This window comes from Bradyrhizobium sp. KB893862 SZCCT0404 (assembly GCF_018130885.1).
GTDB lineage: Bacteria > Pseudomonadota > Alphaproteobacteria > Rhizobiales > Xanthobacteraceae > Bradyrhizobium > Bradyrhizobium stylosanthis.
In genome coordinates, this window is sequence record NZ_JAFCLT010000001.1 from 18101 (window position 1) to 43903 (window position 25803).

At 66.1% G+C, this 25803-nt stretch carries 25 protein-coding genes; 17 read left to right on the plus strand and 8 right to left on the minus strand.

From position 1 onward, the window contains the following. Positions 1 to 11: 11 nt before the first annotated feature. Together flgG and flgF are read right to left on the minus strand one after the other, a co-directional pair. On the minus strand, positions 12 to 800 hold the full coding sequence (gene flgG / locus JQ617_RS00095; RefSeq protein WP_212023538.1) for a flagellar basal-body rod protein FlgG: 789 nt from the start codon (positions 798 to 800) through the stop codon (positions 12 to 14). 16 nt (positions 801 to 816) lie between these two features. Beyond that, positions 817 to 1578, minus strand: coding sequence for a flagellar basal-body rod protein FlgF (gene flgF, locus JQ617_RS00100; RefSeq protein WP_212023539.1), 762 nt, complete (start codon positions 1576 to 1578; stop codon positions 817 to 819). Positions 1579 to 1965: 387 nt separating this feature from the next. Here flgF and fliL point away from each other — a divergent pair, with 387 nt between their 5' ends. From fliL to JQ617_RS00130, 6 genes are all read left to right on the plus strand, one after another. Continuing rightward, positions 1966 to 2466 carry a flagellar basal body-associated protein FliL gene (gene fliL / locus JQ617_RS00105; protein ID WP_063682359.1) on the plus strand — a complete coding sequence of 167 codons (501 nt, stop codon included), beginning with the start codon at positions 1966 to 1968 and terminating at the stop codon, positions 2464 to 2466. 30 nt (positions 2467 to 2496) lie between these two features. Continuing rightward, positions 2497 to 3699 carry a flagellar motor switch protein FliM gene (fliM, locus tag JQ617_RS00110; protein WP_063682360.1) on the plus strand — a complete coding sequence of 401 codons (1203 nt, stop codon included), beginning with the start codon at positions 2497 to 2499 and terminating at the stop codon, positions 3697 to 3699. Further along, positions 3696 to 4142, plus strand: coding sequence for a DUF6468 domain-containing protein (locus JQ617_RS00115; protein ID WP_212023540.1), 447 nt, complete (start codon positions 3696 to 3698; stop codon positions 4140 to 4142). Before fliM ends, JQ617_RS00115 begins: the two co-directional genes overlap by 4 nt. A 9-nt stretch (positions 4143 to 4151) precedes the next feature. Further along, positions 4152 to 4913 (plus strand): MotE family protein, encoded by a 762-nt coding sequence (locus tag JQ617_RS00120; RefSeq protein WP_212023541.1) that lies wholly within the window; start codon positions 4152 to 4154, stop codon positions 4911 to 4913. 63 nt (positions 4914 to 4976) lie between these two features. Beyond that, entirely contained in the window at positions 4977 to 8744 is a 3768-nt protein-coding gene (locus tag JQ617_RS00125) for a tetratricopeptide repeat protein (RefSeq protein ID WP_249156565.1), read from the plus strand. 82 nt (positions 8745 to 8826) lie between these two features. Further along, complete coding sequence (locus JQ617_RS00130) at positions 8827 to 9063, plus strand: hypothetical protein (protein ID WP_212023542.1); 237 nt, start codon at positions 8827 to 8829, stop codon at positions 9061 to 9063. 197 nt (positions 9064 to 9260) lie between these two features. Here the strand turns inward: JQ617_RS00130 and fliP are convergent, their stop codons facing one another. Together fliP and JQ617_RS00140 are read right to left on the minus strand one after the other, a co-directional pair. Further along, a complete protein-coding gene (fliP, locus tag JQ617_RS00135; protein WP_063682364.1) occupies positions 9261 to 10025 on the minus strand; it encodes a flagellar type III secretion system pore protein FliP in 765 nt (254 codons plus the stop codon). After that, on the minus strand, positions 10022 to 10993 hold the full coding sequence (locus JQ617_RS00140; protein WP_212023543.1) for a flagellar biosynthetic protein FliO: 972 nt from the start codon (positions 10991 to 10993) through the stop codon (positions 10022 to 10024). Before JQ617_RS00140 ends, fliP begins: the two co-directional genes overlap by 4 nt. 348 nt (positions 10994 to 11341) lie before the next feature. Here JQ617_RS00140 and flgB point away from each other — a divergent pair, with 348 nt between their 5' ends. The 10 genes from flgB (at position 11342) to JQ617_RS00190 (ending at position 20690) form a co-directional block, all read left to right on the plus strand. Continuing rightward, the gene (gene flgB, locus JQ617_RS00145) at positions 11342 to 11746 is read left to right on the plus strand and encodes a flagellar basal body rod protein FlgB (RefSeq protein WP_212023544.1); all 405 of its coding nucleotides are present in this window, start codon (positions 11342 to 11344) and stop codon (positions 11744 to 11746) included. 39 nt (positions 11747 to 11785) lie between these two features. Next, positions 11786 to 12211: a flagellar basal body rod protein FlgC gene (gene flgC, locus JQ617_RS00150; RefSeq protein WP_063684712.1), complete on the plus strand. Its 426-nt coding sequence runs from the start codon at positions 11786 to 11788 to the stop codon at positions 12209 to 12211. Positions 12212 to 12227: 16 nt separating this feature from the next. Continuing rightward, positions 12228 to 12545 carry a flagellar hook-basal body complex protein FliE gene (gene fliE / locus JQ617_RS00155; protein ID WP_212023545.1) on the plus strand — a complete coding sequence of 106 codons (318 nt, stop codon included), beginning with the start codon at positions 12228 to 12230 and terminating at the stop codon, positions 12543 to 12545. A 114-nt stretch (positions 12546 to 12659) separates the two neighbouring features. Next, positions 12660 to 12923: a flagellar biosynthesis protein FliQ gene (gene fliQ / locus JQ617_RS00160; protein ID WP_011088555.1), complete on the plus strand. Its 264-nt coding sequence runs from the start codon at positions 12660 to 12662 to the stop codon at positions 12921 to 12923. A gap of 17 nt (positions 12924 to 12940) precedes the next feature. Then, positions 12941 to 13711: a flagellar biosynthetic protein FliR gene (gene fliR / locus JQ617_RS00165; RefSeq protein ID WP_063682368.1), complete on the plus strand. Its 771-nt coding sequence runs from the start codon at positions 12941 to 12943 to the stop codon at positions 13709 to 13711. Between the two features lie 7 nt (positions 13712 to 13718). Next, complete coding sequence (gene flhB / locus JQ617_RS00170) at positions 13719 to 14798, plus strand: flagellar biosynthesis protein FlhB (protein WP_212023546.1); 1080 nt, start codon at positions 13719 to 13721, stop codon at positions 14796 to 14798. Between the two features lie 154 nt (positions 14799 to 14952). Continuing rightward, positions 14953 to 17541 (plus strand): cell cycle histidine kinase CckA, encoded by a 2589-nt coding sequence (gene cckA, locus JQ617_RS00175; protein ID WP_212023547.1) that lies wholly within the window; start codon positions 14953 to 14955, stop codon positions 17539 to 17541. Positions 17542 to 17914: 373 nt separating this feature from the next. Beyond that, the gene (locus tag JQ617_RS00180) at positions 17915 to 18931 is read left to right on the plus strand and encodes a Tim44 domain-containing protein (protein WP_212023548.1); all 1017 of its coding nucleotides are present in this window, start codon (positions 17915 to 17917) and stop codon (positions 18929 to 18931) included. Positions 18932 to 19077: 146 nt separating this feature from the next. Next, positions 19078 to 19758, plus strand: a complete 681-nt coding sequence (locus JQ617_RS00185; RefSeq protein WP_212023549.1) for a lectin — start codon at positions 19078 to 19080, stop codon at positions 19756 to 19758. A gap of 224 nt (positions 19759 to 19982) precedes the next feature. Further along, positions 19983 to 20690: a glutathione S-transferase gene (locus tag JQ617_RS00190; RefSeq protein ID WP_212023550.1), complete on the plus strand. Its 708-nt coding sequence runs from the start codon at positions 19983 to 19985 to the stop codon at positions 20688 to 20690. Positions 20691 to 21064: 374 nt separating this feature from the next. On the opposite strand, the gene JQ617_RS00195 is transcribed toward JQ617_RS00190, so the two are convergent. The 3 genes from JQ617_RS00195 to JQ617_RS00205 form a co-directional block, all read right to left on the minus strand. Next, on the minus strand, positions 21065 to 21739 hold the full coding sequence (locus JQ617_RS00195) for a methyltransferase family protein (protein WP_212023551.1): 675 nt from the start codon (positions 21737 to 21739) through the stop codon (positions 21065 to 21067). Between the two features lie 117 nt (positions 21740 to 21856). Continuing rightward, the gene (locus tag JQ617_RS00200) at positions 21857 to 22030 is read right to left on the minus strand and encodes a hypothetical protein (protein WP_212023552.1); all 174 of its coding nucleotides are present in this window, start codon (positions 22028 to 22030) and stop codon (positions 21857 to 21859) included. 303 nt (positions 22031 to 22333) lie between these two features. Further along, the gene (locus JQ617_RS00205) at positions 22334 to 22807 is read right to left on the minus strand and encodes a hypothetical protein (RefSeq protein WP_212023553.1); all 474 of its coding nucleotides are present in this window, start codon (positions 22805 to 22807) and stop codon (positions 22334 to 22336) included. 247 nt (positions 22808 to 23054) lie between these two features. Here JQ617_RS00205 and JQ617_RS00210 point away from each other — a divergent pair, with 247 nt between their 5' ends. Then, on the plus strand, positions 23055 to 24710 hold the full coding sequence (locus JQ617_RS00210) for a fumarate hydratase (protein WP_212023554.1): 1656 nt from the start codon (positions 23055 to 23057) through the stop codon (positions 24708 to 24710). 155 nt (positions 24711 to 24865) lie between these two features. Here the strand turns inward: JQ617_RS00210 and JQ617_RS00215 are convergent, their stop codons facing one another. Further along, positions 24866 to 25786, minus strand: coding sequence for an SH3 domain-containing protein (locus JQ617_RS00215; RefSeq protein WP_212023555.1), 921 nt, complete (start codon positions 25784 to 25786; stop codon positions 24866 to 24868). Positions 25787 to 25803 lie beyond the last annotated feature (17 nt).

Here is a 25803-nt window from a genome sequence, read left to right on the forward strand (position 1 = left end):
TCAGTCTTGATTCAGCGGAACAGCGCCGTGGTCGATTGCATCATCTGGTCGGCGGCGCTGATGACCTTGGCGTTCATCTCGTAGGCGCGCTGGGCGGCGATCAGGTCGCTCATCTCCGAGACGACGTCGACATTGGCCTGCTCGAGGCTGCCCTGGGTGATCTTGCCGTAGCCCTCGGAGTTCGCCGTGCCGTCCTGCGGCGGACCGGAAGAGGGCGTTTCGGTGAACTGGTTGCTGCCGACCGGCTGCAGGCCCGCCTTGTTGATGAAGCGGGTCACGCCGATCTGGCCGAGAACGGTGTTGCTCGACGAGCCCGGCAGTGTCACCGAGACCTGGCCCTGCTCGTTGACGGCGAGGCCCGAGGCGTTGTTCGGGATCGTGATCGTCGGCTGCACCGGGTTGCCCTGGGCGGTGACGACACGGCCCTGGTTGTCCATCTGGAAGGTGCCGTCGCGGGTGTACTGGTAGGTGCCGTCGGGCATCAGGATCTTGAAGAAGCCTTCGCCGGACATCGCGAGGTCGAGGTCGTTGCCGGTCTGCGACAGCGTGCCCTGCGTCATGCTGCGCGGCGTGCCGACGGTCTTGACGCCGCCGCCGATGTCGACGCCGACGGGCACGATGGTGCCCTGGTCCGAGGCCTGCGCGCCGACGCGGCGGACGTGCTCGTAGATCAGGTCCTGGAACGCCGCGGTCTGCTTCTTGAAGCCGGTGGTGCGGAGGTTCGCGATGTTGTTGGAGATCACCTGAACGTTGAGTTCCTGTGCCGCCATTCCGGTCGCTGCGGTGTGAAGCGCCTGCATGTCAGTTCTCCCTCAATCAGGCCGGCACGTCGGCGAGCTTCTCGATCGCCGATTTGTGCATGTCGCTCTGCTGCTGCAGCAGGTTGGCGATGGCGGTGTAGCTGCGCATGACTTCGACCATGCGGGTCATCTCACCGACCGAGTTGACGTTCGACTTCTCGATGTAGCCCTGCTGCACGGTCGACTTGGTGTCGGCCTGCTGGTTCGCCGATCCCGCGGTGTAGAGGTTGGCGCCGAGCTTGGTCAGCTTGGCCGGATCGTCGAACGTCACCATCTTGATCTTGCCGCGGATCGAGTCGGTCTTGGCGGTGCCCTCGAGCACGGTCACGGTGCCGTCGGGGGCGACGTTGATGTCGTGATCGGTCGGCTGGAAGGTGATCGGGCCGCCGGTGCCGAGCACGAGGTTGCCGTCGGGGGTGACGAGCTGGCCGGTGTTGTTCATCGTGAACTTGCCGTCGCGGGTGTAGCGCTCGGCGCCGCCGGCCTGCACGGCGAAGAAGGCATTGCCGCTGATCGCCATGTCGAGCGGGTTGTTGGTCGGCTCCATCGGGCCCTGGCCGACGTCGCGGTAGGTGCCGCGGTCCTGCACATAGGAGACCCGGCGGTCGGAGCCGACGAAATTGTCCTCACGCGCGTTCGAGTTGAGGAACTCCTCGAACAGCGAATGGTCGGCCTTGAAGCCGTTGGTGTTGGCATTGGCGACGTTGTTGGCGACGACATCCATCTGCCGTTCCAACGTCATCTGCCGTGACAAGCCGATCAGAAGCGCGTTCTGCATCGGAAGATCTCCCCTGAGTGAGATCCGCCATTTCGCTCTCCCAAGCGCCTTGGCCGACCCCGTGAACGAGACTGTCGGGTTCTCCCAAACCCTGCGGTCTCGGTCCTTTCTCAGCGAAAGCCGTGCCAACTCGGAAAGATGTGTAGTTTCAATGGATTGTCGATTTTTCGGGCGCGCGAGAGGGCGGCAGAAAGGTTCTGTTAGCCATGTTTGCCCGGCAGATTTTTCCTAGCTGGGGCCCAATCGAAAGATTCCGTTAACCATTATTACCGTAGCGTTTGCGTGCAAGAGGAGCGCATTGCGCTGGGACATTTGTATCGCGTCACTGTCTGCCAGGGGGCTTCGCTCTTTCGACACCTTTAAGAGATGAGCGAGCCTGAGCGACCCATGGCAGAGAATGAAGCGGAAGGCGGCGCAGCCACTGATGGCGCGGAAGCCGCTCCCCCGAAGAACAAGCTCAAGCTCATCATCATGGCCGTCGGCCTGCTCGCCGTCCTCGGCGGCGGTGCGGCGACCTGGTTCTTCTTCTTCCGTCACGGCGACGACGAGCACCATGCCGAGGCGGCGCCCCCGCCGAAGCCGCCGGCCTTCGTCGACGTGCCCGACATCATGGTCAACCTCGCCGGCGCGCCGGGCGAGCGCGTGCAATATCTGAAGCTGAAGATCGTGCTGGAGCTGAAGGAAGAGAAGCAGATCGAGGCGATCAAGCCGACCATGCCGCGCGTCACCGACATCTTCCAGACTTATGTGCGCGAGCTGCGCTCCTCCGACCTCAACGGCTCCGCCGGCATCTTCCGCCTCAAGGAGGAGCTGACCAAGCGCGTCAACGCCGCGGTCTCGCCGATCCAGGTCAGCGCGGTGCTGTTCAAGGAAGTCGTGATCCAGTGACGATGCGGCGGAAGGCAACGGGCTAGCGTCATGGCCGGCAACGAGCAAATGGACCAGGATGCGATTGCCGCCCAATGGGAGGCGTCGCTCGATTCCGAGGATCCCGCGGAGGCGGCGAAGGCCGCTGCCGAAAACGAACTATCGGAGACCATGGCCCTGCAATGGGCGGCCATGGTCGAGGACGGCAGCCGCGATCTCGGCTCCGGCAAGAATTCCGGCGAACGGGTGCTGTCGCAGGAGGAGATCGACAATCTCCTCGGCTTCACCGTCGGCGACGTCACGCTCGACGACCACAGCGGCATCCGCGCGATCATCGATTCGGCGATGGTCTCCTACGAGCGCCTGCCGATGCTCGAAATCGTCTTCGACCGCCTGGTGCGGCTGTTGACGACCTCCTTGCGCAATTTCACCTCGGACAACGTCGAAGTCTCGCTCGACCGCATCACCTCGGTGCGCTTCGGCGACTACATGAACTCGATCCCGCTGCCGGCCGTGCTCTCGGTATTCAAGGCCGAGGAGTGGGAAAACTTCGGCATGGCGACGGTTGATTCCAACCTGATCTACTCGATGATCGACGTGCTGCTCGGGGGCCGTCGCGGCACCAGCCAGCTCCGCATCGAGGGCCGGCCCTACACCACGATCGAGACCGAGCTGGTCAAGCGCCTCGTCGAGGTGGTGCTGGCCGACGCCGAGCAGGCGTTCCGGCCGCTGTCGCCGGTGACTTTCACGATCGACCGGCTCGAGACCAATCCGCGTTTCGCCGCGATCAGCCGCCCCGCCAATGCCGCGATTCTGGTGCGCCTGCGCATCGACATGGAAGACCGCGGCGGCAATATCGAGCTCCTGCTGCCCTACGCGACCATCGAACCGATCCGGGGCGTCCTGCTCCAGATGTTCATGGGCGAAAAGTTCGGCCGTGACCAGATCTGGGAAGGCCATTTCGCCACCGAGATCGTGCAGGCCGAGATCGCCGTCGATGCCGTGCTCTACGAGGCCGACATCCCGCTCAAGCAGCTGATGCGGCTCAAGGTCGGTGACACCCTGCCGCTCGAGATGCGCGCGGATGCCGCCGTGACCGTGCGCTGCGGCGACGTCACCCTGACCGAGGGGCGGATGGGCCGGGTCGGCGACCGCGTCGCGATCCGCGTGACGAAACCCTTGCGCAAGCCAAGTACGACACTTGCGATGTTCGAGAAGGTGGACGAGCAGAACAAGATGATGGAGGCCCCATGAACCACTCCCTTGGAATGGCAATCGAAACGCTGGTGGCTATCCTGCTAATGCTCACCATCGGCTACTGTATCCTGCTGAACAAGCGGCTGACCCGGCTGAAGGCTGACGAGCATTCGCTGAAAGCCGTGATCGCCGAGCTGATCACCGCGACCGAGATCGCCGAGCGCGCGATCGGCGGCCTGAAGCTCGCCGTGCGCGACGTCAACGAGAATCTCGGCAGCCAGCTCGCGGCGGCGACCCAGATGTCGGACCAGCTCTACAAGCAGCTCGGCGAAGCCGACAACGTGGTGCGGCGCCTGTCCAAGATCGCGATCGCCGCGCGCCCCGTGACGGCCCCGGAAACGGCCACCGTGCCCGCAGCAAAACCCTCGTCGGCCAAGGCGGTGGCGGCTGCAGCCGAAGCCTTCTCCGAGCGTCGCCGATCCAACGGCCTTGCCGCATGAAGTCAGGGTATGAAGTCCTTTCGTAACATCCGCGTCATTCCGGTCGTCCTGGTCGCCGTCGCAGGTCTTGCCACGCTCAAGGTTGCGGGCCTCGCGATCAATGGCGGCTATGTCTTCGACTACAAGCCGAACCAGACCAGGAAGTCCTGGGCGCAGGAGAATTTGAACTTCCCGACCGGCCGCGAGGACCCCGACATCACCGGCTCGACCCATGGCGCGCCGAAGGAGGCACCGAAGCCCGCCGCGCCCGAGACCAAGCCCGAAGGCACCGTGGTCAAGATCGAGGAAGGCCAGCCGCAGGTCTCGGCGTCGGAGCGCGCGATCCTCGAGCGCCTGCAGGCGCGCCGCCAGGAGATCGAGGCCCGCCAGCGCGAGATCGACATCCGCGAGAGCCTGCTCAAATCGGCCGAGAAGCGCATCGAGAACAAGGTCGAGGAGATGAAGGCGGTGGAAACCCGCATCTCCGCGACCCAGGCCGAGCAGAAGGCCGCCGAAGCCCAGCGCATGAAGGGCCTCGTCACCATGTATGAGGGCATGAAGCCGAAGGACGCCGCGCGGGTGTTCGACCGGCTCGAGATGGGCGTCCTGATCGAGATCGCCTCGGCGATCGCGCCGCGCAAGATGTCGGACATCCTCGGCCTGATGTCGCCGGAGGCCGCCGAGCGGCTGACGGTCGAGATGGCCCGCCGTGCCAATGGCGGCGGCGATCAGTCCGCCGCGGCCGGCGACCTGCCCAAGATCGACGGCAAGCCGACGCAAAAGCCGAATTGAGGGCTCATACTTAAGAAGTCCTTAATTGCCAAAACCTACAGTCGAGGGCAGGGGCCGGCACCAATGCCGGCGTGGACCGTCGAACCGGAAGACATGCCGCCAATGGCGCAGAACGCTGCCGATGGATTGTGGTCGCGAGCCCGCGCTGTGGCGTTCGGGCTGTCGCGTCATGTCCGCGTGGCGCCGCTGCTCGCCGCCTGCCTGCTGACCGGCCTCACGGCGCCGGCTCGTTCCGCCGATGCCGTCAGGGGCGAGGCGAGCTTCTCGGCCGGCGGCGGTTTTGCCCGTCTCGTGATCAAGCTCGGCGAGGACGTTCCCTCCGAGGTGACGACGGCCGGCTCCATCCTGATCATCCGCTTCGACCGGCCGGTCGACGTTCCCGTCGACCGCGTCCCCGAAGGCGCGCCCGACTACGTCAACTCCGCCCGCCGCGACCCCGACGGCGGCGCCATCCGCCTGTCGCTGGCGCGGCGCGTCACCGTCAACACGATGAATGCCGGCGAGCGCACCTTCGTCGACCTCCTGCCGGAGGGCTGGAAGGGGCCGCCGCCGAGCCTGCCGATGGACGTGGTCAAGGAACTCGCCGAGCGGGCGCGGCTCGCCGAACGCGCCTTGCGCGCCCAGCGCGCGACCGCCGAGACCAAGAAGCGTCCGCAGATCCGCGTCCGGGCCTCGATGCAGCCGACCTTCGTGCGCTTCGTGTTCGAGATGCCCGACGGCGTCGGCGTGTCCTCCGTGCTCAATGAGCAGAAGCTCACGCTGATGTTCAACGCCAACCTCAATTTCGACCTGGCGGACGCCGTCGTCGCCGCGCCGCCGAACGTCGCCTCGATCAAGCAGAAGGCCGACATCGACCAGACCAGCGTCGAGATCGCGTTGATCGGCGATTCCGACGTGCACTCCTTCCGCGACGACAAGAACTACGTCGTCGACGTCTCCTTCCAGCCGGACAAGGGCAAGATGGCCGCGACGGCCGAGTCCGTGATCGCGCAGGCCAAGCCCGCGGGCCACGGACCGGCGCCTGCGCCGGAAAAGCCCGCGGCCGAGAAGCCGAAGGATGCGCATCGCGAGATCCCGCCGCCGACCTCGGAGGCGATTGCGCGCGAGGCCAAGATCGACGTGAAGCCTGAGGCCAAGCCGGAAGCTCCTGCAGCGATGCCGGTCGTCGAAGCGCCGAAACCGGCACCCGCGGTGACTGCCGAAGCTCCGCAAGTTGTGGAACCGCCGAAGGAAGCTCCCAAGCCCGCGCCTGCGGCTGAAGCTCCGGCCGCACCCCTCAAGCCTGCAACGGCCGAGGCGCCCAAGGAGGCCGTGAAGGAAGCTGCGAAGGAGCCGGTCAAGGAAGCCGTCAAGGCCGCGCCGGCCGAGACGCCGGCGCCGCAGCCTTCGATCGCCAGCGTCGATGCGCGCCGCGACAGCGATGGCCTGCGGGTCACGTTCCCGCTTCAGGTTTCAACCCCTGCGGCGGCGTTCCGCCGCGGCGATACCATCTGGCTGGTGTTCGATACGCCGAAGCCGATCGACGTCGAGGCGATCCGCACCAAGGGCGGCGCGATGATCGGCGAGGTCGGACGCATGCCGCTCGACAAGGGGCAGGCGGTGCGCATCCGTCTCACCCGGCCGCTGGTCTACTCGCTGACGAGCGAGGAGGTCGGCAAGGAAAACAACTGGCTGCTGACGCTCGCCGACAAGATCCAGGCGACGCCGCTTCCGCTGATGATGTCGCGCAATATCACCGATCCCGCGCTCGCCAACATCGCGATCCCCTTCGCCAATCCGGGCCAGCTGCACAAGCTGACCGATCCCGACGCCGGCGACACGCTCTACGTCGTCACGGGGCAGCGGCCGGTGCGCGGCTTCATCAAGCGGCAGGATCTCGTCGATCTCTCGCTGCTGGAATCCGCGCACGGCATCGCCATCCGGCCGAACTCGGACGAGGTCGGCGTCGAGGTCGGATCCGACAAGGTCATTCTCGGCAAGAAGGGCGGGCTGACGCTGTCGCCGGTCGACATCTCGGCCGAGCGCGCGCCGACCGCGGTGCGCCCGATCTTCAGCCCCGAAGGCTGGCGCAAGGGGCAGTCGGAGAATTTCTGGACGCGGCAGACCGATCTCGTGATGGCGATCTCCGCGGTCGATCCGGCGATGCGTTCGCTGCCGCGGCTCGACCTCGCGCAATTCTACATGTCGCGCGCGATGTATCACGAAGCCAAAGCCGTCACCGAGTTGATGCTGGCCGATCCGCTTAACAAGGAAGAGAGCGGCGCCCTGATCATGCACGCGATCGCGAGCATCCTGATCGGCCGGCCGGCACAGGGCCTGAAGGACCTCGCCAATCCCGTGATCGGCAACAGTCACGATTCCCAGCTCTGGAAGGCGCTCGCTTATGCGCGCCAGGGCAAATGGGCGGATGCGCGCGAGAAGTTCAAGAACGTCGAATTCGCCATCGCCTCGCTGCCGCTCGATATCCAGCGTATCGTGACGATGGACGCGATGCGCTCCTCGCTGGAAGTGAAGGACTATGCCGGCGCCTCCAAGCGCCGCAGCGAGCTCGAGGTCGTCGGCGTCTCGCCGGAGGCCGCGCCCGGCTTTGCGGTGTTGCGCGGCCGGCTCGCCGAAGCGCTCGGCCACGACAAGGATGCGCTCGACGACTACAAATTCGCGGTCGGCTCGAACGACCGTCTGGCTGCCGCCGAAGCCAAGCAGCTCGAGGTGGCGCTGCGCCAGAAGCGCGACGAGATCGGCAAGGAGGACGCGCTGCGCGAGCTCGAGACGCTGTCGATGACCTGGCGCGGCGACTCGATCGAGGTCAAGACGCTGCAGATGCTGTCGCAGCTCTATGCCGAGAACGGGCGCTACCGCGACGCGCTCACCGCGGCGCGCACCGCGACGAGGCTGCAGCCGAACGCCGAAGCCTCGCGCCAGGCGCAGGACCTCGCCTCCGAGCTGTTCACGCAGATCTTCCTGGGGCCGAAGGGCGACGAGCTGCCGGTGGTCGAAGCGCTCGGCATGTTCTACGAGTTCCGCGAACTGACGCCGATCGGCCGCCGCGGCGACGAGCTGATCCGCCGTCTCGCCGACCGTCTCGCCTCGATCGACCTGCTCGATCAGGCCGCCGAGCTCCTGCAATACCAGGTCGACCACCGCCTCGAAGGCGCCGCCCGCGCCCAGGTCGCGGCGCGCCTGTCGATGATCTATCTCGCCAATCGCAGGCCCGACAAGGCGATCTCGGCGCTGCGCGCGAGCCGGATCAGCGATCTCTCCGGCGAGCTCAGGCAGCAGCGCCTGCTGCTGGAGGCCCGCGCGCAGAGCGACGTCGGTCGCCACGACCTCGCGCTCGACATCGTCTCCAACGTCTCCGGGCGCGAGGTGCTCCGCCTGCGCTCCGACATCTTCTGGGCGGCGCGACGCTGGCGCGAGTCCGCCGAGCAGATCGAGCTGTATTACGGCGAGCGGTTCCGCGACTTCAAGCCGCTCAACGCGGTGGAGAAGAGCGACATCATCCGCGCAGCGGTCGGCTACGCGCTCGCCGACGACTCGATCGGCCTGTCGCGCTTCCGCGAGAAATACGCGCCGCTGATGAGCGAGAGCGCCGACCGTCTCGCCTTCGACATCGCCAGCAAGCCGGCGGCCGCCTCCAGCGCCGAGTTCGCCGAAATCGCCAAACTCGCCGCCAGCGTCGACACCCTCGACGGCTTCCTGCGCGAGATGAAGCAGCGCTTCCCGGACGCCACCGCCCGCGCGCCGGCTTCGCCCCAGGCCAAGGACGAGAGCGACCACACCGGCTCCCTGCCCACGATCCCGGTCGTGCGCCAGATCAAGATGACGCGCTAGGAACCTTGCTACCTCTGGCCCCCTCGACAGGCGCCGCGCCACGCGGCAACCTGCGGTATCTTCATGCCGGGAGAGGGACGAAATGAGCAAGCCTGCCAAGACCGAAGCCGAACTCATCGCCATGGCGCGGGCCGAACTGAAGGCCCATGTCGACGGGCCCGACGGCTTCGGCATCTCCATCGTTCGCGACGGCGACAGCTGGGAGTTCCGCGCCGACGCCGATCAGGCGACGCGCGACAAGCCCGGCTTTCCCGAAAGCGTCGCCATGCTGGTGCAGATCGGCGACCATCTCAGCAAGCAGTACGACGTGGAGGGGTAGGGGAGGTACGTTCCGCGCGCAGCGCGGCCCGACCCTCTGCCACACATGCCGTCATTGCGAGCGCAGCGAAGCAATCCAGAGTCTTTCCGCGGGGGCAGTCTGGATTGCTTCGTCGCAAGGGCTCCTCGCAATGACGGGGGGAGGGCGGGAGGCTATCGCTGATGGCGAGAGGATGCGGCGCTGACTTCGCCCCGAGCTCATCCGCCCCCGTAACTCTGCACCAGACTCCCCGCCACCAGCGACCAGCCGTCCACCAGCACGAAGAAGATCAGCTTGAACGGCAGCGAGATGGTTGCCGGCGGCAGCATCATCATGCCCATCGACATCAGCACCGAGGCGACGACGAGGTCGATGATCAGGAAGGGCAGGAACAGCAGGAAGCCGATCTCGAAGGCGCGCTTCAGCTCGGAGATCATGAAGGCGGGGACGAGAATGCGCAGTGCGAGGTCGTCGGGGGTGGCCGGGGGCGGCTCGCCGGAGAGGTCGAGGAACAGCTTGAGATCCTTCTCGCGGACGTTCTTCTGCATGAAGCCGCGCAAGGGGACGGAGGCGCGCTGGAGCGCGTCCTCGACGCTGATCTGATTGGCGACGAGCGGACGGATGCCCTCGTCGTAGGACTTCTGCAGCACCGGTCCCATCACGAAGAAGGTGAGGAACATTGCGAGCGCGATGATCACCGAGTTCGGCGGCGCGGTCGCGGTGCCCATCGCGGTACGCAGCAGCGACAGCACCACCACGATGCGCGTGAACGAGGTCATCATGATCAGGATCGACGGTGCGATCGACAGCACCGTGAGCAGCGCGATCAGCTGGATCGCGCGCTCGGTGACGCCGCCACCGCCGGCGCCGCCGCCACCGAGGTTGATGCTGATGTCCTGCGCATGCGCAAGGGTTGCGAGCGAAGCCGCGCCGGCCAGGACAGAAAGGAAAAGAACTCTACGCGGGAGGGCCGGCAGCCTCACGAAGACGGCTTCGGACGGCCGAGCAGCGAGGCCATCTCGTCTTCGAGATTTTCAAAGCTGGTCTTCTCCGCGGCAGGCTTTGCCGGCGGAGCGGCCGGGGGCGCCGGCGGCTCGCTTCGCGCAGCGCGCGGGGGAGCGGACGGCGGTTCCGGTGCCACCGGAGGCGCGACGTCACCGGCCGGGCGGCGCAGCGCAGCTTCCAGCCGCTGCGCCATCTCGGCGAGGTTCTGCTCGGCGCTGGACGGCGCTGCCGGAGCGGGCGCCGGCGGCGGAACGGGGGGCGCCTGCGGCACGGGCGGAGGCGGCGGCGGTGCGGCTGCGCGTTCGGCGCGCACCGGCGGGACCTTCACCGGCTCGCTCTGGCGCGGCGGACGCGGCATCAGCGGCGGCTCGTTGCGGGCAATGCGCGGCGGCAGCGGCTCGGGCCGTGGCTCGCGCTCGGCACGCGGCGCCATCGGTTCCGGCGGGAAAGTCGGCGGCTCGCTGCGGCGTTCGGCCAGCGCGGGCGCGGGCCTGCGCACTTCATCGGCGAAGGACGGGCGCGCGGGCCGCGGCGGCGGCTCGGGCATTTGCGGCTCGGGATGGTCGAGCAGTTCGGGGCGCGGCGCTTCGTCGGCCCAGCCGCCGGCATCCGGCATCGGGGCGAGCCGCGGCGGCTCGGCCGCGTTGGGACGCTGCGGAAGCTGGTCGCGGCCGGGCGCGGCACGCACGATATTGGGCTCGACGACGATGTCGGTCGGGCCGCCGATCATCAGCAGATGCTCGACATTGTCGCGCCGGACCAGCACCAGGCGGCGCCGGCCATCAACCGCGGCGGCATCGATCACCGCGAGGCGGGGCATCCGGCCGCGCTGGGTGTTGGCGCCGATCCGGTTGCCGGCGAATCGGCGAACCAGCCATGCAGCGACGCCGATCAACGCCAGAACGACGATGAACGCGACGATGAAGGTGATAGGGCTGCCTTGCATACTTGTCCCCGACAAATGGCGCTGATTTCGTGCCCGCGGTCAGCTGCGCCAACCACCGGCATACGATGCCCCAAATTGAGATCTCTTAACGTTCCACGGCAAGTTTTGCCGTCCCCAACTCTTAATAACCCATGAATCGCTCGATCCAAAACGACTTCTTGGCCTGTGCATGTGCCGCCAAGCGGTTGGGTTAATGCCACTTTTGGACGCGTAGAATCACGGTATCGCAAGATCGTGTCCCGCTCGGGGACAGGTCTCTGCGGTATCCTTAACCACCTGTTAACCATACAGGCGGCAAATTCTGCCTAGCTTCGGACACAGGTCCGACGGGCAAGGAGAGCCGCAACGATGTCCATCAACGACCTCCCGGTGCTGTCCGCGCTTCGCACCAAGATGCAGTGGCATCAGGAGCGCCAGCGCGTCCTGTCCGAGAACGTCTCCAACTCCGATACGCCCAAATTCCGGCCGCGCGACCTGGTGGAGCCGAAGCTCGACAAGTCAGGCGCGGTCACGGGCTCGATGGGCCCCCTGGCGATGGCGGTCACCAGCGCCTCCCACATGAAGCCGACAGGGGCGGCCTCCGGGTTCGACCAGAACAAGAATGCCGGCTTCGAGACCCGCCCCGCGGGCAATGCCGTCAATCTCGAGGAGGAGATGATGAAGGCCGCCAGCAACCAGATGGACTACGCGGCGGCGACCTCGCTCTATTCCAAGAGCCTGCATCTGCTCAAGACCGCGATCGGCAAGGGCTAGGTCGTGATCCCAAGACAGCAGGGCTAACGGAGGCAGATGATGGCGAACGACAGCAGCGACTTTGCCCGTTCCATGGCGATCGCAACCTCCGGCCTGCGCGCGCAGGCCGGGCGCATGCGGGTGATCTCCGAAAACATCGCGAATGCCGACTCGACCGCGCAGTCCGCCGGCGGCGATCCCTACCGGCGCAAGGTTCCGACCTTCTCCTCCGCGCTCGACCGCACGCTCGACGCGCAGGTCGTCACCCTCGGCAGGATCAAGCCCGACCAGTCCGCCTTCCGCGTCAGATACGAGCCGAACAATCCGGCGGCGGATGCCACCGGCAACGTCAAATATCCCAACGTGAACTCGGTGGTCGAGATGACCGACATGCGCGATGCGCAGCGGTCCTACGAGGCCAATCTCAACATCATCAGTGCGACGCGCCGGATGATCCAGCGCACGCTCGACATCCTCAAGAGCTGAACAGGACATTTGAGCCATGGCATCACCGTCAGTCGCCGCCAATGCTTATGCGAGCCTCGCCCGCGTGCTGGACAACACCGGCGCAGGTAGCGCCGGCAAGGGCAGTGAAGCAGGCGGGCAGTCATTTGCCTCGCTGCTGAAAGACGCCGTCGGCAGCGTCATGGAATCCGGCCGCAAATCCGATGCGCAGACGGTGGCGATGGCCTCCGGCAAGGCCAACGTGATGGACGTGGTGACGGCGGTCGCCGACACCGACGTCGCGGTGTCTACGCTGGTCTCGGTCCGCGACCGCGTGATCGCGGCGTATGAAGACATCATGAAGATGCCGATCTGATTGGTCCTGTCTTTCCGGGGCGGTGCGAAGCACCGAACCCGGAAGTTCGAGATTCCGGGTTCTCGCTTCACGAGCCCCGGAATGACGCAAATTACTGGAAGTGAGAATTCGAAAATGACCGGACCCGAGACCCTCGACGTCGCCCGCGATGCGATCTGGACCATCGTGATCGTGTCCTCGCCGCTGATGGTGGTCGGCCTCGTGGTCGGCGTCATCGTGTCGCTGTTCCAGGCGCTGACGCAGATCCAGGAGCAGACGCTGATCTACGTGCCGAAGATCCTCGCCATCTTCGCCACGATGCTATTGGCGCTACCGTTCATGGCCGATTCGCTCCACGCCCACATGCTGCGGATCTCGTCGCGAATCATCGGCGGCTGAGGCACAATGCGGGTGCTATGCGCATCGACGTCTCGCTGCTGCCGGCGCTCGCCGCTGCCTTCATGCTCGCCTTCGCCCGGGTCGGTGCGATGGTGATGCTGCTGCCCGGCCTGGGCGAGACCAACATCCCGACGCGGATCAAGCTGTCGATCGCGCTGCTGCTCACGCTGATCATCCTGCCGCTGCATCGCAACGCCTACCAGGTCGACATGGGCTCGCTGGCGCCGCTGCTGGTGCTGATGCTGCACGAGATCGCCATCGGCATCGTGCTGGGCGCGACCGCGCGCGTGACGCTGTCGGCGCTGCAGGTCGCGGGCTCCGTGATCGCACAGCAGATGGGGCTCGGCTTCGTCACCTCGGTCGATCCGACCCAGGGGCAGCAGGGCGTGCTGGTCGGCAACTTCCTGACCATGCTCGGGGTGACGCTGCTGTTCGCCACCGACAGCCATCATCTGGTGATCGCGGCGCTGAACGACAGCTATACGATCTTCTCGCCGGGCGAGACGGTGTCGAGCGGCGACGTCGCTTCGCTGGCGACGCGCGCCTTTGCCGCCGCGTTCCGGCTCGGCCTGCAGCTTTCCGGGCCGTTCCTGGTGTTCGGCCTCGTCTTCAACATCGGGCTCGGCGTGCTGGCGCGGCTGATGCCGCAGATGCAGGTCTATTTCGTCGGCGTGCCGCTGTCGATCTTCGCAGGCTTCCTGGTGCTCGCCGTGGTGCTCACCGCGATGATGGGCACGTATCTCGACTACTTCATCGGTGTCATGCACCAGATGATGCCGCTGAAGTGAGGGATCGATGGCGGAAGACAACGATCCAGAGAGTCAAACAGAAGACCCGACACAAAAACGTCTCGACGATGCGCTCGAACGCGGCGACGTTGCCAAGAGCCAGGAAATCAACACCTGGTTCATGATCGCCGGCGGCACGCTGGTGGTCTCGACGTTCTCGAGCTCGGTCGGCAGCGGGCTGGTGACGCCGATGCGCAACCTGCTCGCCAATTCCTGGATGATCAAGACGGACGGCGGGAACCTGCTCAAGCTGATGCAGCAGATCGAACTCGCCGTGCTCGCGGCGGTCGGCGTGCCCCTCTTGATGCTGGTGCTGGCGGCGATCGCCGGCAACATGCTCCAGCACCGCCTGGTGTGGTCGGCCGAATCCCTGACGCCCAAGTTCAGCAAGATCTCGCCCGGCGCCGGCTTCAAGCGAATCTTCGGCAAGCAGGCGGCCGCCAACTTCCTCAAGGGGATCGGCAAGCTGGTCGCGCTCAGCGTGGTCATGACCATGATCCTGTGGCCGGAGCGGCATCGCATGGAGGCGATGGTCAGACTCGACCCGGCCGCCATGCTCGGCGCCAGCACCAGCATGACCGTCCACCTGCTCGGCGCGGTGGTCGCGGCGCTCGCGATCATCGCCATCGCCGACTACTTCTTCCAGTATCGCAGCTGGTTCCAGCGGCAGAAAATGTCGCTCCAGGAGATCAAGGAAGAGTTCAAGCAGTCCGAAGGCGACCCGCACATCAAGGGCAAGCTCAGGCAAATCCGGCAGCAGCGCGCCAAGAAGCGCATGATGGCGGCGGTTCCCAAGGCCTCGGTGATCATCACCAACCCGACCCACTATTCGGTGGCGCTGTCCTACGAGCGCGGCATGACCGCGCCGATCTGCGTCGCCAAGGGCGTCGACAACCTCGCCTTCAAGATCCGGGAGATCGCGCGCGAGCACGACATCCCGATCGTCGAGAACGTGCCGCTGGCCCGTGCGCTCTATGCCACCGTCGAGATCGACCAGGAAATCCCGACCGAGCACTACCATGCGGTCGCCGAGGTCATCGGCTACGTCATGCGGCTGAAGCAGGGATTCCGCGCCGGGCGAGGCTAAAACCCCCGAAAAGTACCGGAAATGGCTGTAAACTGGGAATCAGCGTACCTTTCAACCCTGCTGCCCTTGCGCCTGCGGGTCCTGATGAGGCAGGGAAGGCCCTGCGCGCGCGGCAGCGCGTTGATTCTCTGCCAACAGGCTGCGCCAGCTCGATATGACCGCTGAGACCGACCACGACCTCACACGCGAGCCCGTTGCGGCGCACGAGCCGTCGCCGCGCTCGGGCAGCATTGCGCTGGTGCTGCTGGTGGCCGCCGGCCTCGTTGCGGTCGCCGTCGGGCTGATGACGCTCGGCCGCGCGCAGGCGCAGCCCTACATCCTCGGCATCCTCGCAGTGCTGGCGATGGTCGGCCTGTTCAACCTGTTCGCCTTCGCTGCCGGTATCATCCGCTTCGCCGATCGCAATCTCGACGATCCCATCATCGGCCGCATCTCCGATCACGCCTTCGATGGCCTCGCCGTGACCGATCCGCGCGGCCACGTGGTCTATTCCAATGCGGCCTATCTGACACTGACCGGCGCCGGCGGTCCGCAGGACGTGCGTCCCGTGGAGCGCGTCTTCATCGGCAATCCCGACGTCTCCGAGGCCGTGTTCCGCCTGCTCAAGGCCGCCCGCGAAGGCAAGCGGCAGCAGGAGGAGGTGCGCCTCTCCGGCCATGACGGCAGCCAGGGCCGCTGGCTGCGCATGCGCGTGCGCCCGCTCGGCACGGCAAAGCGCGAGGCCAAATACGCGGTGTGGTCGATCGCCGACATCACCCGCGACCGCGAGCGCCAGGAAGACGTGTTCCAGGAGCTCCAGCACGCGATCGAATATCTCGACCATGCGCCATGCGGCTTCTTCTCGGTCAATCCGGCCGGGGAGCTCGCTTATGTCAACGCGACGCTGGCGAATTGGCTCGACTATGACCTCGCCGAAATCGGGTCGGGTGGCCTGAAGCTCACCGACATCGTCTCCGGCGACGGCGCCTCGCTGCTGACCTCGATCGTGGCGGTGCCGGGCGAGGTCAAGACCGAGGTCTTCGACATCGACCTGCGGATGCGGACCGGCAAGACCATGCCGGTGCGGCTCTATCACAAGCTCGCCTTCGGCGCCGACGGCGCGCCGGGGCCCTCGCGCACGCTCGTCATCAGCCGCGCCCGCGACGAGCGCAGCGATCCCGACCGTGCCGCCGAAGTGCGCTTCATGCGCTTCTTCGACCACACGCCGATGGCGATCGCGACCGTCGACCGCGGCGGCAACGTCGTGCGCGCCAATGCGCGCTACGCCAAGCTCGGGCAGGCGCTCGGGCTCGACAGCGCCTCCAAGTCGATCTTCCGCGCCGTCAATTCGCGCGACCGCCATCTCCTGATCGCGGCCATCAACCAGGCCGCCGACGGCCAGGCCGACATCGCGCCGGTCGAGGTCGCGCTGGAAGGGACCAAGGAACGCTGGGGCCAGTTCTTCGTCACGCCGGTGGATGCGGCCGAGAACGAGGCGGAAGCCGCCATCGTGCACATGCTCGAGACCACCGAGCGGCGCGCGCTGGAGAACCAGATCAACCAGTCGCAGAAGATGGAGACGGTCGGCCAGCTCGCCGGCGGCATCGCCCACGACTTCAACAACGTGCTCTCCGCCATCATGATGGCGAACGACTTCCTGCTGAACGCGCACAAGCCGACCGATCCGTCGTTCCAGGACATCATGCAGATCAAGCAGAACGCGACGCGCGCCGCCACGCTGGTGCGGCAGCTGCTGGCGTTCTCGCGGCGGCAGACGCTGCGCCCGCAGGTGCTCGATCTCGGCGATGCGCTCTCGGACCTTGCCATGCTGCTGCGCCGCCTGATCGGCGAGAAGGTCAAGCACGAGACCATCCACGGCCGCGATCTCTGGCCGGTCAAGGTCGACGTCTCCCAGTTCGAGCAGGTCATCGTCAACCTCGCGGTCAACGCGCGCGACGCCATGCCCGACGGCGGCAAGCTGATCATCCGCACCGCCAACGTCACGGCCGAAGAAGCGGCCAAGCTCGCCTACAAGGGCATGCCGCCCGCGGACTATGTGCGGATCGAGGTCGCCGACACCGGCACCGGCATTCCCGCCGACATCCGCGACAAGATCTTCGAGCCGTTCTTCTCGACCAAGGAAGTCGGCAAGGGCACCGGCCTCGGGCTCTCCACCGTCTACGGCATCGTCAAGCAGACCGGCGGCTTCATCTACGTCGATTCCGAGCCGGGGCAGGGCACCTCGTTCCACATCTTCCTGCCGCGCCATCACGCCGAGCAGGAAGCGCAGGTCGAGCAGCCCGCGGCCGCCGCCAGTGCGACCAATGGTGCCGCGAAGGAAGCGGCTGCCGGCGCGCCGGCAGAAGCCAAGCCGCGCACCGATCTCACCGGTCAGGGCACGATCCTTCTCGTCGAGGACGAGGAAGGCCTGCGTGCGCTCAACGCCCGCGGCCTGCGCTCGCGCGGCTACACCGTGGTCGAGGCCGAGAATGGCGTCGAGGCCATGGAGATGCTGGAGGAGCAGAGCGGCGCGATCGACCTCGTCGTCTCCGACGTCGTGATGCCGGAGATGGACGGCCCGACGCTGCTGAAGGCGATGCGGGAGCAGAACCCCGACATCAAGTTCATCTTCGTCTCCGGCTATGCCGAGGACGCCTTCGAGAAGAGTCTGCCCGAAGGCCAGCAGTTCGACTTCCTGCCAAAGCCGTTCACGCTCAGCCAGCTCGTGGCGGCGGTGAAGGAGACGATGACGAAGCAGGGGTGAGGGCGCGCAGCCGCGCGCCGTTTCCGCATTCTCTGTCATTGCGAGCCACCGGGTCCGCGCAAAGCGCGGCCCGATGACAGGCTCCGCGAAGCAATCCAGAATGCCCCGCGGACAGACTCTGGATTGCTTCGTCGCAAGGGCTCCTCGCAATGACGTGGAGAGAGCCGCGACTTTCATGACGGGGGTCGGGAAAACGCGGAATTTACCCCGGCAAGCCAGCGGTAACCGGCGACCTTGGTTCCCCCGGCGCACCCGGCCAAACCCCCGTCAAATATGGGCTTTTGCCACATCCCCGCGACTGAGGGCCGCAGCTACAAGTTCCGAAACCGGCTTCACTTTTCGGGAAGTCTGCCCATCTTAGGGACACGTCCCCATGCCGGGGATATGGGAAACGCACATGACTTTCTCGCAACGCTCCCGCACTCTCTTCAAGACGATGGCCGTCGTGCTGGCGCTTGCGCTGCCGACCGCGCTCGCCATCTCGTCCGCCGACGCGCGCGTCGGCGGCGGCATGTCGTCGGGCTCGCGCGGCTCGCGCACCTATTCGGCGCCGCCCTCGACCACGACCGCGCCGGGCTCGACCTCGCAGTTCAACCGCACCTACACCCAGCCGGGTGCAGGCATGAATTCGGCAGCAGCTGCGCCCGCGCGCGGCGGCCTGTTCGGCCGCGCCGGCGGCTTCATGGGCGGCCTTGCGGCCGGCTTCCTCGGCGCAGGCCTGCTCGGCATGCTGTTCGGTGGCGGCCTGTTCGGCGGCCTCGGCGGCCTGTCGTCGATCATCGGCCTGATCATCCAGATCGCCCTCGTGGTGCTGGTGGTTCGCCTCGCGATGTCGTGGTGGCAGCGCCGTCACACCCCGCAGACGGCTTACGCCAATGCTGACGCCGGCGCCGGCCAGGGACCGCAGCCGAACTATCGCAGCGGCCTCGGTGGCGGACTTGGCGGTGGCCTCGGCGGCTTCGGCTTCGGTGGTGCCAACAACGCGCCGCTCGAGATCAAGCCTGACGACTACGAGGCGTTCGAGCGCCTGCTCGGCGAGATCCAGACCGCCTGGTCGAACGAGGACGTGGCCAAGCTGCACACGCTCGCGACGCCGGAAATGGTTTCCTATTTCGAGCAGGACCTTAACCAGAACCGCGCGCGCAACGTCGTCAACAAGACCAGCAACGTCAAGCTGCTGCAGGGTGACCTCGCGGAAGCTTGGCGCGAAGGCGAGACCGACTACGCCACGGTGGCGCTGCGCTTCGCGCTCACCGACAAGACGGTGGATCGCAATACCGGCGCGATCGTCGCCGGCAGCGAGCAGCCGGGCGAGGCCACCGAGATCTGGACCTTCGCCCGTCGCCCGAACGGCGGCTGGGAATTGTCGGCGATCCAGCAGACCAACTGATCGCGAACGAGATGAGGAACCAGGGCGTCGTGCTTCCGGCACGGCGCCCTTTTCTTTTGGGCGTCCCGCATCGCGGCATCGGAATAAGCGGGCGCGCCCCGGGTTGAAGTCAGGCGGCGAACGAAAAACACTCCTGGGAGGACAAGATGATCCGTATCGAAAGATCCGTGACGATTTCAGGGCTCGCGCTCGCGCTGGCCTTGCTCGCGGCGCCATCCGTGCACGCGCAGTCGGCTGACATGACGTTCTTCGTGACCTCGAACGGCCCGGGCAAGGGCGCCGACCTCGGCGGCCTGGAAGGAGCCGACGCGCAGTGCCAGAAGCTCGCACAGACCGCCGGTGCCGGCGCCAAGGCCTGGCGCGCCTATCTGTCGACGCAGGCCGCCGACGGCAAGCCGGCCGTCAACGCAAAGGATCGCATCGGCAAGGGACCGTGGCAGAACGCCAAGGGCACCGTCATCGCCAAGGACGTCGCCGACCTGCACGGCGCGGCCAACAATCTCACCAAGCAGACCGCGCTCAGCGAGAAGGGCGAGGTCATCAACGGCGCCGGCGACACGCCGAACCGGCACGACATCCTCACGGGATCGCAGGCCGACGGCACCGCTTTTGCCGCAGGCGACGACAAGACCTGCAAGAACTGGACGTCGAGCACGCAAGGCGCAGCCGTCGTCGGCCATGTCGATCGTAAGGGCCTGCGCGACGACGAGCCGTCGAAGTCCTGGAACAGCTCGCACCCCTCGCGCGGCCCCGACGGCGGCTGCTCGCAGGCCGACCTGAAGAGCACCGGCGGCGACGGCCTGCTGTACTGCTTCGCGTCGAATTGAGGAACTGAGCTCTCTCCTTCGTCATTGCGAGGAGCGAAGCGACGAAGCAATCCAGACTATCTCCGCGGAACGACTCTGGATTGCTTCCGCCTTCGCCAAGGCTTCGGCGGACAAGTCGCTTGCGCTCGCAATGACGGTGGCGCAGCTGTTCCGCCTCACCCTGACGGAACCCTGAGCCGCATGCTACATTGGTCCGGCAGCATTCACGCTCACGGACTGCTCCCATGAAATACGAGCTCTATTACTGGCCCGAGATCCAGGGCCGCGGCGAATATGTGCGGCTGGCGCTGGAGGAGGCGGGCGCCGCCTATGTCGACGTCGCGCGGGGGTCGCGCGGCTCCGGCGCGATGATGAAGATGATGGATGCCCACAAGGGCACGCCGCCCTTTGCGCCGCCGTTCCTGAAGGCCGGCAAGCTCGTAATCGGCCAGACCGCGAACATCCTGCTCTATCTCGGCAGTCGTCACGGTCTGGCGCCGAAGACCGAAGCCGGCAAACTCTGGGTGCACCAGCTCCAGCTGACGATCACCGATTTCGTGGTCGAGATCCACGACACCCATCATCCGCTCGGGCCGTCGATGTATTACGAGGACCAGAAGGCGCCGGCGAAGAAGCGCACGGCGGATTTCTGGGACGAGCGCGTGCCGAAATATCTCGGCTATTTCGAGCAGCTTCTTGACGGCAATGGCGGCGCTTACGTCACCGGCCGCCGGCTCACTTACGTCGATCTCTCGCTGTTCCAGATTGTCGCCGGCCTGCGCTATGCCTTTCCCAAGCGCATGAAGGCGTTCGAGACCGACATCCCGGGCCTCGTCGGCCTGCACGACCGCATCGCCGCGCGGCCGAACATCAAGGCCTATCTCGACAGCCCGCGCCGCATCGCCTTCAACGAACAGGGCATCTTCCGCCGTTACAGGGAATTGGACGGCTAGAGCGTTTTCGCGCGACGGGGATTCCGGGGCGCATGAAGGAAACGCGTCAAATAATAGCGCTAGCCGGTCCGGATGGAGGCTGGCGGCAGCCCCCGTTCCGGACCGGCCGTATCGGGCGCGATCAATCGCCCGAATGCGTCGCGGCTTCCGGGCGCCTGTGAACGCTGCGGGCCGGATGGATGATTTGTATCGCCGGAGGCAGGAGCGGGATCATGCTCGTCGGGGCAGGGAGGCTTGCAGAACATCGTCGCGTCTTCCGCTTGCGTGGATGCGGCCTGCTCTAGCGAGGTTCGATCGCGGCGACGTCAGTCGATCGGAGGATGGCGGGCGCTTTTCCGGCAGATGTCGACGTGGTGCGCGGCAGTGATGCGTCCTCACCACACGCCGGGCACCAGGCGATAGCGCACCCGCGCGGCATAATCGACATAGCCCGGCAGGCCCTCGCGCAGCGTGCGCTCCTCGATGCGGATGCGGACGGCAAACAAGGCGAGGAACAGCGGCGCCATCGCAAGTCCCCACCACGAGCCCAGAGCCAACGGCAGGCCGGCGAAGAACAGCATCATGCCGCTATACATGGGATGGCGCACATACGCGTAGGGCCCGGTCGAGATCACGTGCTGCGCGCGCTCGGCCTGCAGCTTCACCACGGGGGCGGCGAACGAGTTCTCGCGGAACACTGACATCGTGAACAGCATGCAGAGCATGAACAGCACGAAGCCGAGGACCTGGAGTGCAACCGGCATGTCGGACGCAAGCGCGCGCCGGTCGAGCCCCATCACGACCAGCCAGGCCAGCATCGCCGCCATGAGCGCGGTGACGAAAACCTTGTCGGCCGGCGGCTGCTCCTTCTGGATCACCGGACGGAGACGCTCCGCCAGCAATGCCGGATCGAGCCGGTAGAGCCACCAGCCGCAGAGCGGACCGAGCGAGGCGGAGGTAGCGAGGAACACCCAGGCCGACGGCCAATGCAGCGTGCCGGCGGAGGCGAACAGCAGCGCGCCCATCGCGACGGTGAAGGTGACGTTCTGCAACAGGAGGCGGGCGATCATGCGCGGCTCTCAGGTTCGAGCGCGCACCAGCATGGTCCCGCTATCCGGCAAAGATGCGGCCGGACACGCCAAAAGCCCGATCGACCGGATCGGGCGTTTCAACTCGCGCAACGCCGATCAGGCGAGCTGATCGATCCGCGTGCCCTGACCCGGCGGCAGCGGCGCGGGCGGCTGCGGCTTGTAGGTCGGATCGGTGTCCTTGGTCTTGGTCTGGTCGTCCTGCTGCTTGGTCGTGTCGTAGTTCGGTACCACGATCGCGATCGGCGGAGGCGCTACGGTGGAAACCTTCATCCACAAATCCTCACACATGGAAACAATTCAACCTGCCCCGACAGGAGCGAAATTTCCTTCAAGGCAATCGTTAAAATGCGAGGGATTGGGGAGGTGGTGTTCTCTTGTTCGCGCCCTTCATTCTGCAGTTTCGAGGAACACGAGCTCTCTCATCCGTCATTGCGAGCGCAGCGAAGCAATCCAGAGTGCCTCCGCGGAGACGGACTGGATTGCTTCGCTACGCTCGCAATGACGAAGTGTGTGGCGAGCGGCGTCCCGATGGTGGCGCCCGCGTGCGCGCGGAAAGAGCGCGAGAGCAGTTGCCTACTCGTCCTTGCCGCGCGTGATCGCGATGGAGGCGTCCGTCTTGGTGCGGGTGCATTCCATGTTGAGGCGGCGGTAGCGCATGACGATCTTGTCGCCGCGCAACAGGCCCATCCGCTTCAGGCAGCGCGTCGCGCCGGTCGTGGTGTCGTCCTTGGTCACGGTGAAGACGATCGCCGCCATCGACCCCACCAGCGCGAAGAACTCCGGCGTCGGCTTGCGATCGCCCTTGGCGAAGAGCTCGATCGAATATTTATCGCCGCGGCACCCGACCGACAGCTCCTTGGCCGCCGGGTGCGTCAGGTAGACGATGTTGCCGGCGCGGAAATTCACCTTGAGGCGCTCGACCTGGTTCGCCAGCTCCTTGGCGCTGTCGTCGCAGCGATCGGCGCGCGCGGGCGAGGCGAGAGCCACAAGTGAGGTGATGGCGACGGCGACCAGGATCGCGCCGCGGACGTTCAAGTTGAAAAGCATGATGAAAAGCCCCTGAGGGCGCGCATTCAACCGTCGTCGCGCGCGAAGCGCAAGGGGTGCAACCCGACCTTCCCGGGGACAATGATGGCCACGCACCGCCGCGGCCGTCGACCCGGAAAGGGCCGTCTTGTCGCCGATTTGGGATGCCCCGGCCGCGCCAGAACGCCTTCCATTTGCGGCAAAAGAGCTTAGAACGCTTCTACGCTTAGAGGCCCGCGCGGGCTCCAAAACCCCTGGATTCGACCCCATGAACGCTCCCACCGCCTTTCCCGACCCGTCAAAGCCCGTTCCGCCCTACAAGCACACCCCGCTGTTCCCGCTGGGCAAGGACGAGACGCCCTACAAGAAGATTTCGTCCGAGGGCGTCAAGGTCGAGAAGGTGCTAGGCAAGAACATGCTGGTGGTGTCGCGCGAGGCGCTGCGGGCGCTGTCGGAGGCGGCTTTTGGCGACATCAACCACTATCTGCGGCCCGGCCATCTGAAGCAGCTTCGCGCGATTCTGGAGGACGGCGAGGCCAGCCCCAACGACAAGTTCGTCGCCCTCGACTTCCTGAAGAACGCCAACATCGCGGCCGGGGGCGTGCTGCCGATGTGCCAGGACACCGGCACTGCGATCATCATGGGCAAGAAGGGCTGCAACGTCATCACCGACGGTGAGGACGAGGCGGCGCTGTCGGAAGGCGCGCGCGATGCTTACCTGCGCCGCAACCTGCGCTACTCGCAGGTCGCGCCGCTCACGATGTACGAGGAGAAGAACACCGCCAACAACATGCCGGCGCAGTGCGAGATCTACGCCGAGGGCGACGATGCCTACAAGTTCATGTTCATGGCGAAGGGCGGCGGCTCCGCCAACAAGAGCTTCCTGTTCCAGGCCACACCCTCGGTGCTGACCAAGGACAGGTTGCTTGCCTTCCTGAAGGAAAAAATCCTCACCCTCGGTACCGCCGCGTGCCCGCCTTATCACCTCGCGATCGTGATCGGCGGCACCTCGGCCGAGCTCTGCATGAAGACGGTGAAGCTCGCTTCCGCCCGCTATCTCGATGCGCTGCCGACCCAGGGCTCGCCCGACGGCAACGCCTTCCGTGACGTCGAGATGGAGAAGGAAATCCACAAGATGACGCAGTCGCTCGGCGTCGGCGCGCAGTTCGGCGGCAAGTATTTCTGCCACGACGTGCGCGTGATCCGCATGCCGCGCCACGGTGCGTCGCTCCCCATCGGCCTTGGCGTGTCCTGCTCGGCCGACCGCCAGGTGCTCGGCAAGATCACCAAGGACGGCGTCTATCTCGAGGAGCTCGAGCACAATCCGGCGCAGTATCTGCCGCAGGTCGAAGAGGCGCTCGGCGGCGAGGTGGTCAAGATCGACCTCAACCAGCCGATGAAGGATATCCTGGCGACGTTCTCCAAGAACCCGATCAAGACACGGGTCTCGATGACGGGCACCATGATCGTCGCGCGCGACAGCGCCCACGCCAAGCTGCGCGAGCGGCTGGAGAAGGGCGAGCCGCTGCCGGATTATTTCAAGAACCACCCGGTCTACTACGCCGGCCCGGCCAAGACGCCCGACGGCTACGCCTCCGGCGCATTCGGTCCGACCACTGCGGGGCGCATGGATTCCTTCGTCGACCAGTTCCAGGCCGCCGGCGGCTCCATGGTGATGGTCGCCAAGGGCAACCGTGCACCGGCCGTGCGCGAGGCCTGCAAGAAGTATGGCGGCTTTTATCTCGGCTCGATCGGCGGTGCTGCGGCGAACCTCGCGGAGCACTGCATCAAGAAGGTCGAGGTGCTCGAATATCCCGAGCTCGGCATGGAAGCGATCTGGCGCATCGAAGTCGTGGACTTCCCCGCCTTCATCATCATCGACGACAAGGGCAACGACTTCTTCAAGGAGTTGAACCTGGGCTAGGCTACATCAACCGCATCTTTGTGCGGGCGATTGCGCATGCGCCCCTCGAAACGTCGTCATGCCCGGGCTTGTCCCGGGCATCCACGTTCTGGGAGGAACGAAGACGTGGAGGGCCGGGACAAGCCCGGCCATGACGATGCAGAAGCCTTGAGGCACTAACTGCAATTCGTGACCTGGTTGGAGCACAGCGAACGCCACCAGCCGCGCACGTTGTCGTGGCTCTCGACCAGGCCCCAGAAGCCGCTGCAGGCGAGCAGGCGCTTCGGCCCGCCGTCGCCGTCGATGGGGCCGCCGAGCTCGCGCTGCGCCGGCGTCCATTTGGCGTCGACGAACGGCGCCTGGAATAGCCCGCCCGCGCGCGTGTAGCCGTTGGCGTAATTCGCGCCGACCTTGTTCGATGCGACCCAGCCGCGCCCTGCATAGGGTTTTGGCGCGTTGCGCGGATAGCGCTTCTCGTCCTCGTAATCCTTGCCCGGCGGTTTTGCGCCTTCGATCAGGAACCAGCCGTCCCTGAAGCCGATGATGCGGAATTCGGTGAGCCAGCCGCCGTCGGGCGTGTTCTCGGCGCCGCCGAGCTTCAGCTTGTACGGCGGCGGCAGCGTGCCGAGCACGCGCGCTTTCACGGAGGGCTCGGCGCGGACGTTGAGGCCGTTCGGATCCTTGTCGATGGACCAGGCCCCGAGATCGCAGGGCTCGGTGCCTTCGGGCATGCCGGCCCGTTTCGCGGCGAGCTCGGCGTGCAGCTTCGCGAAATCGCCGTCGTCGTTGTCGGGATCAGGCTCGGCGCGCGGTTTCAGTTCGGCTGAAACGGCGCGCGCCGCATCCGGCGTCAGCGTGACGACGAGAGTGTGGCGCGGGGTGAACACGCTTGCCAGCGTCTTCGGATCGTTCGATGTCGCCGGATAGACCGCGAGATAGCCGGTCGCGCCTTCAGTGCGGTAGGCGAGGCCGGCGACATAGTCCGCCGGCACCATGGCGAGCGCGCTTGCGCGCCACGCCGGTTCGGTGTCGTCCGCGCGCGCCGCCTGTGTCGCGGCACACAGGATCGTTGCCGCGATGAAACGGAGTGCGCGCATCGGTGCAGCCCGGCCCT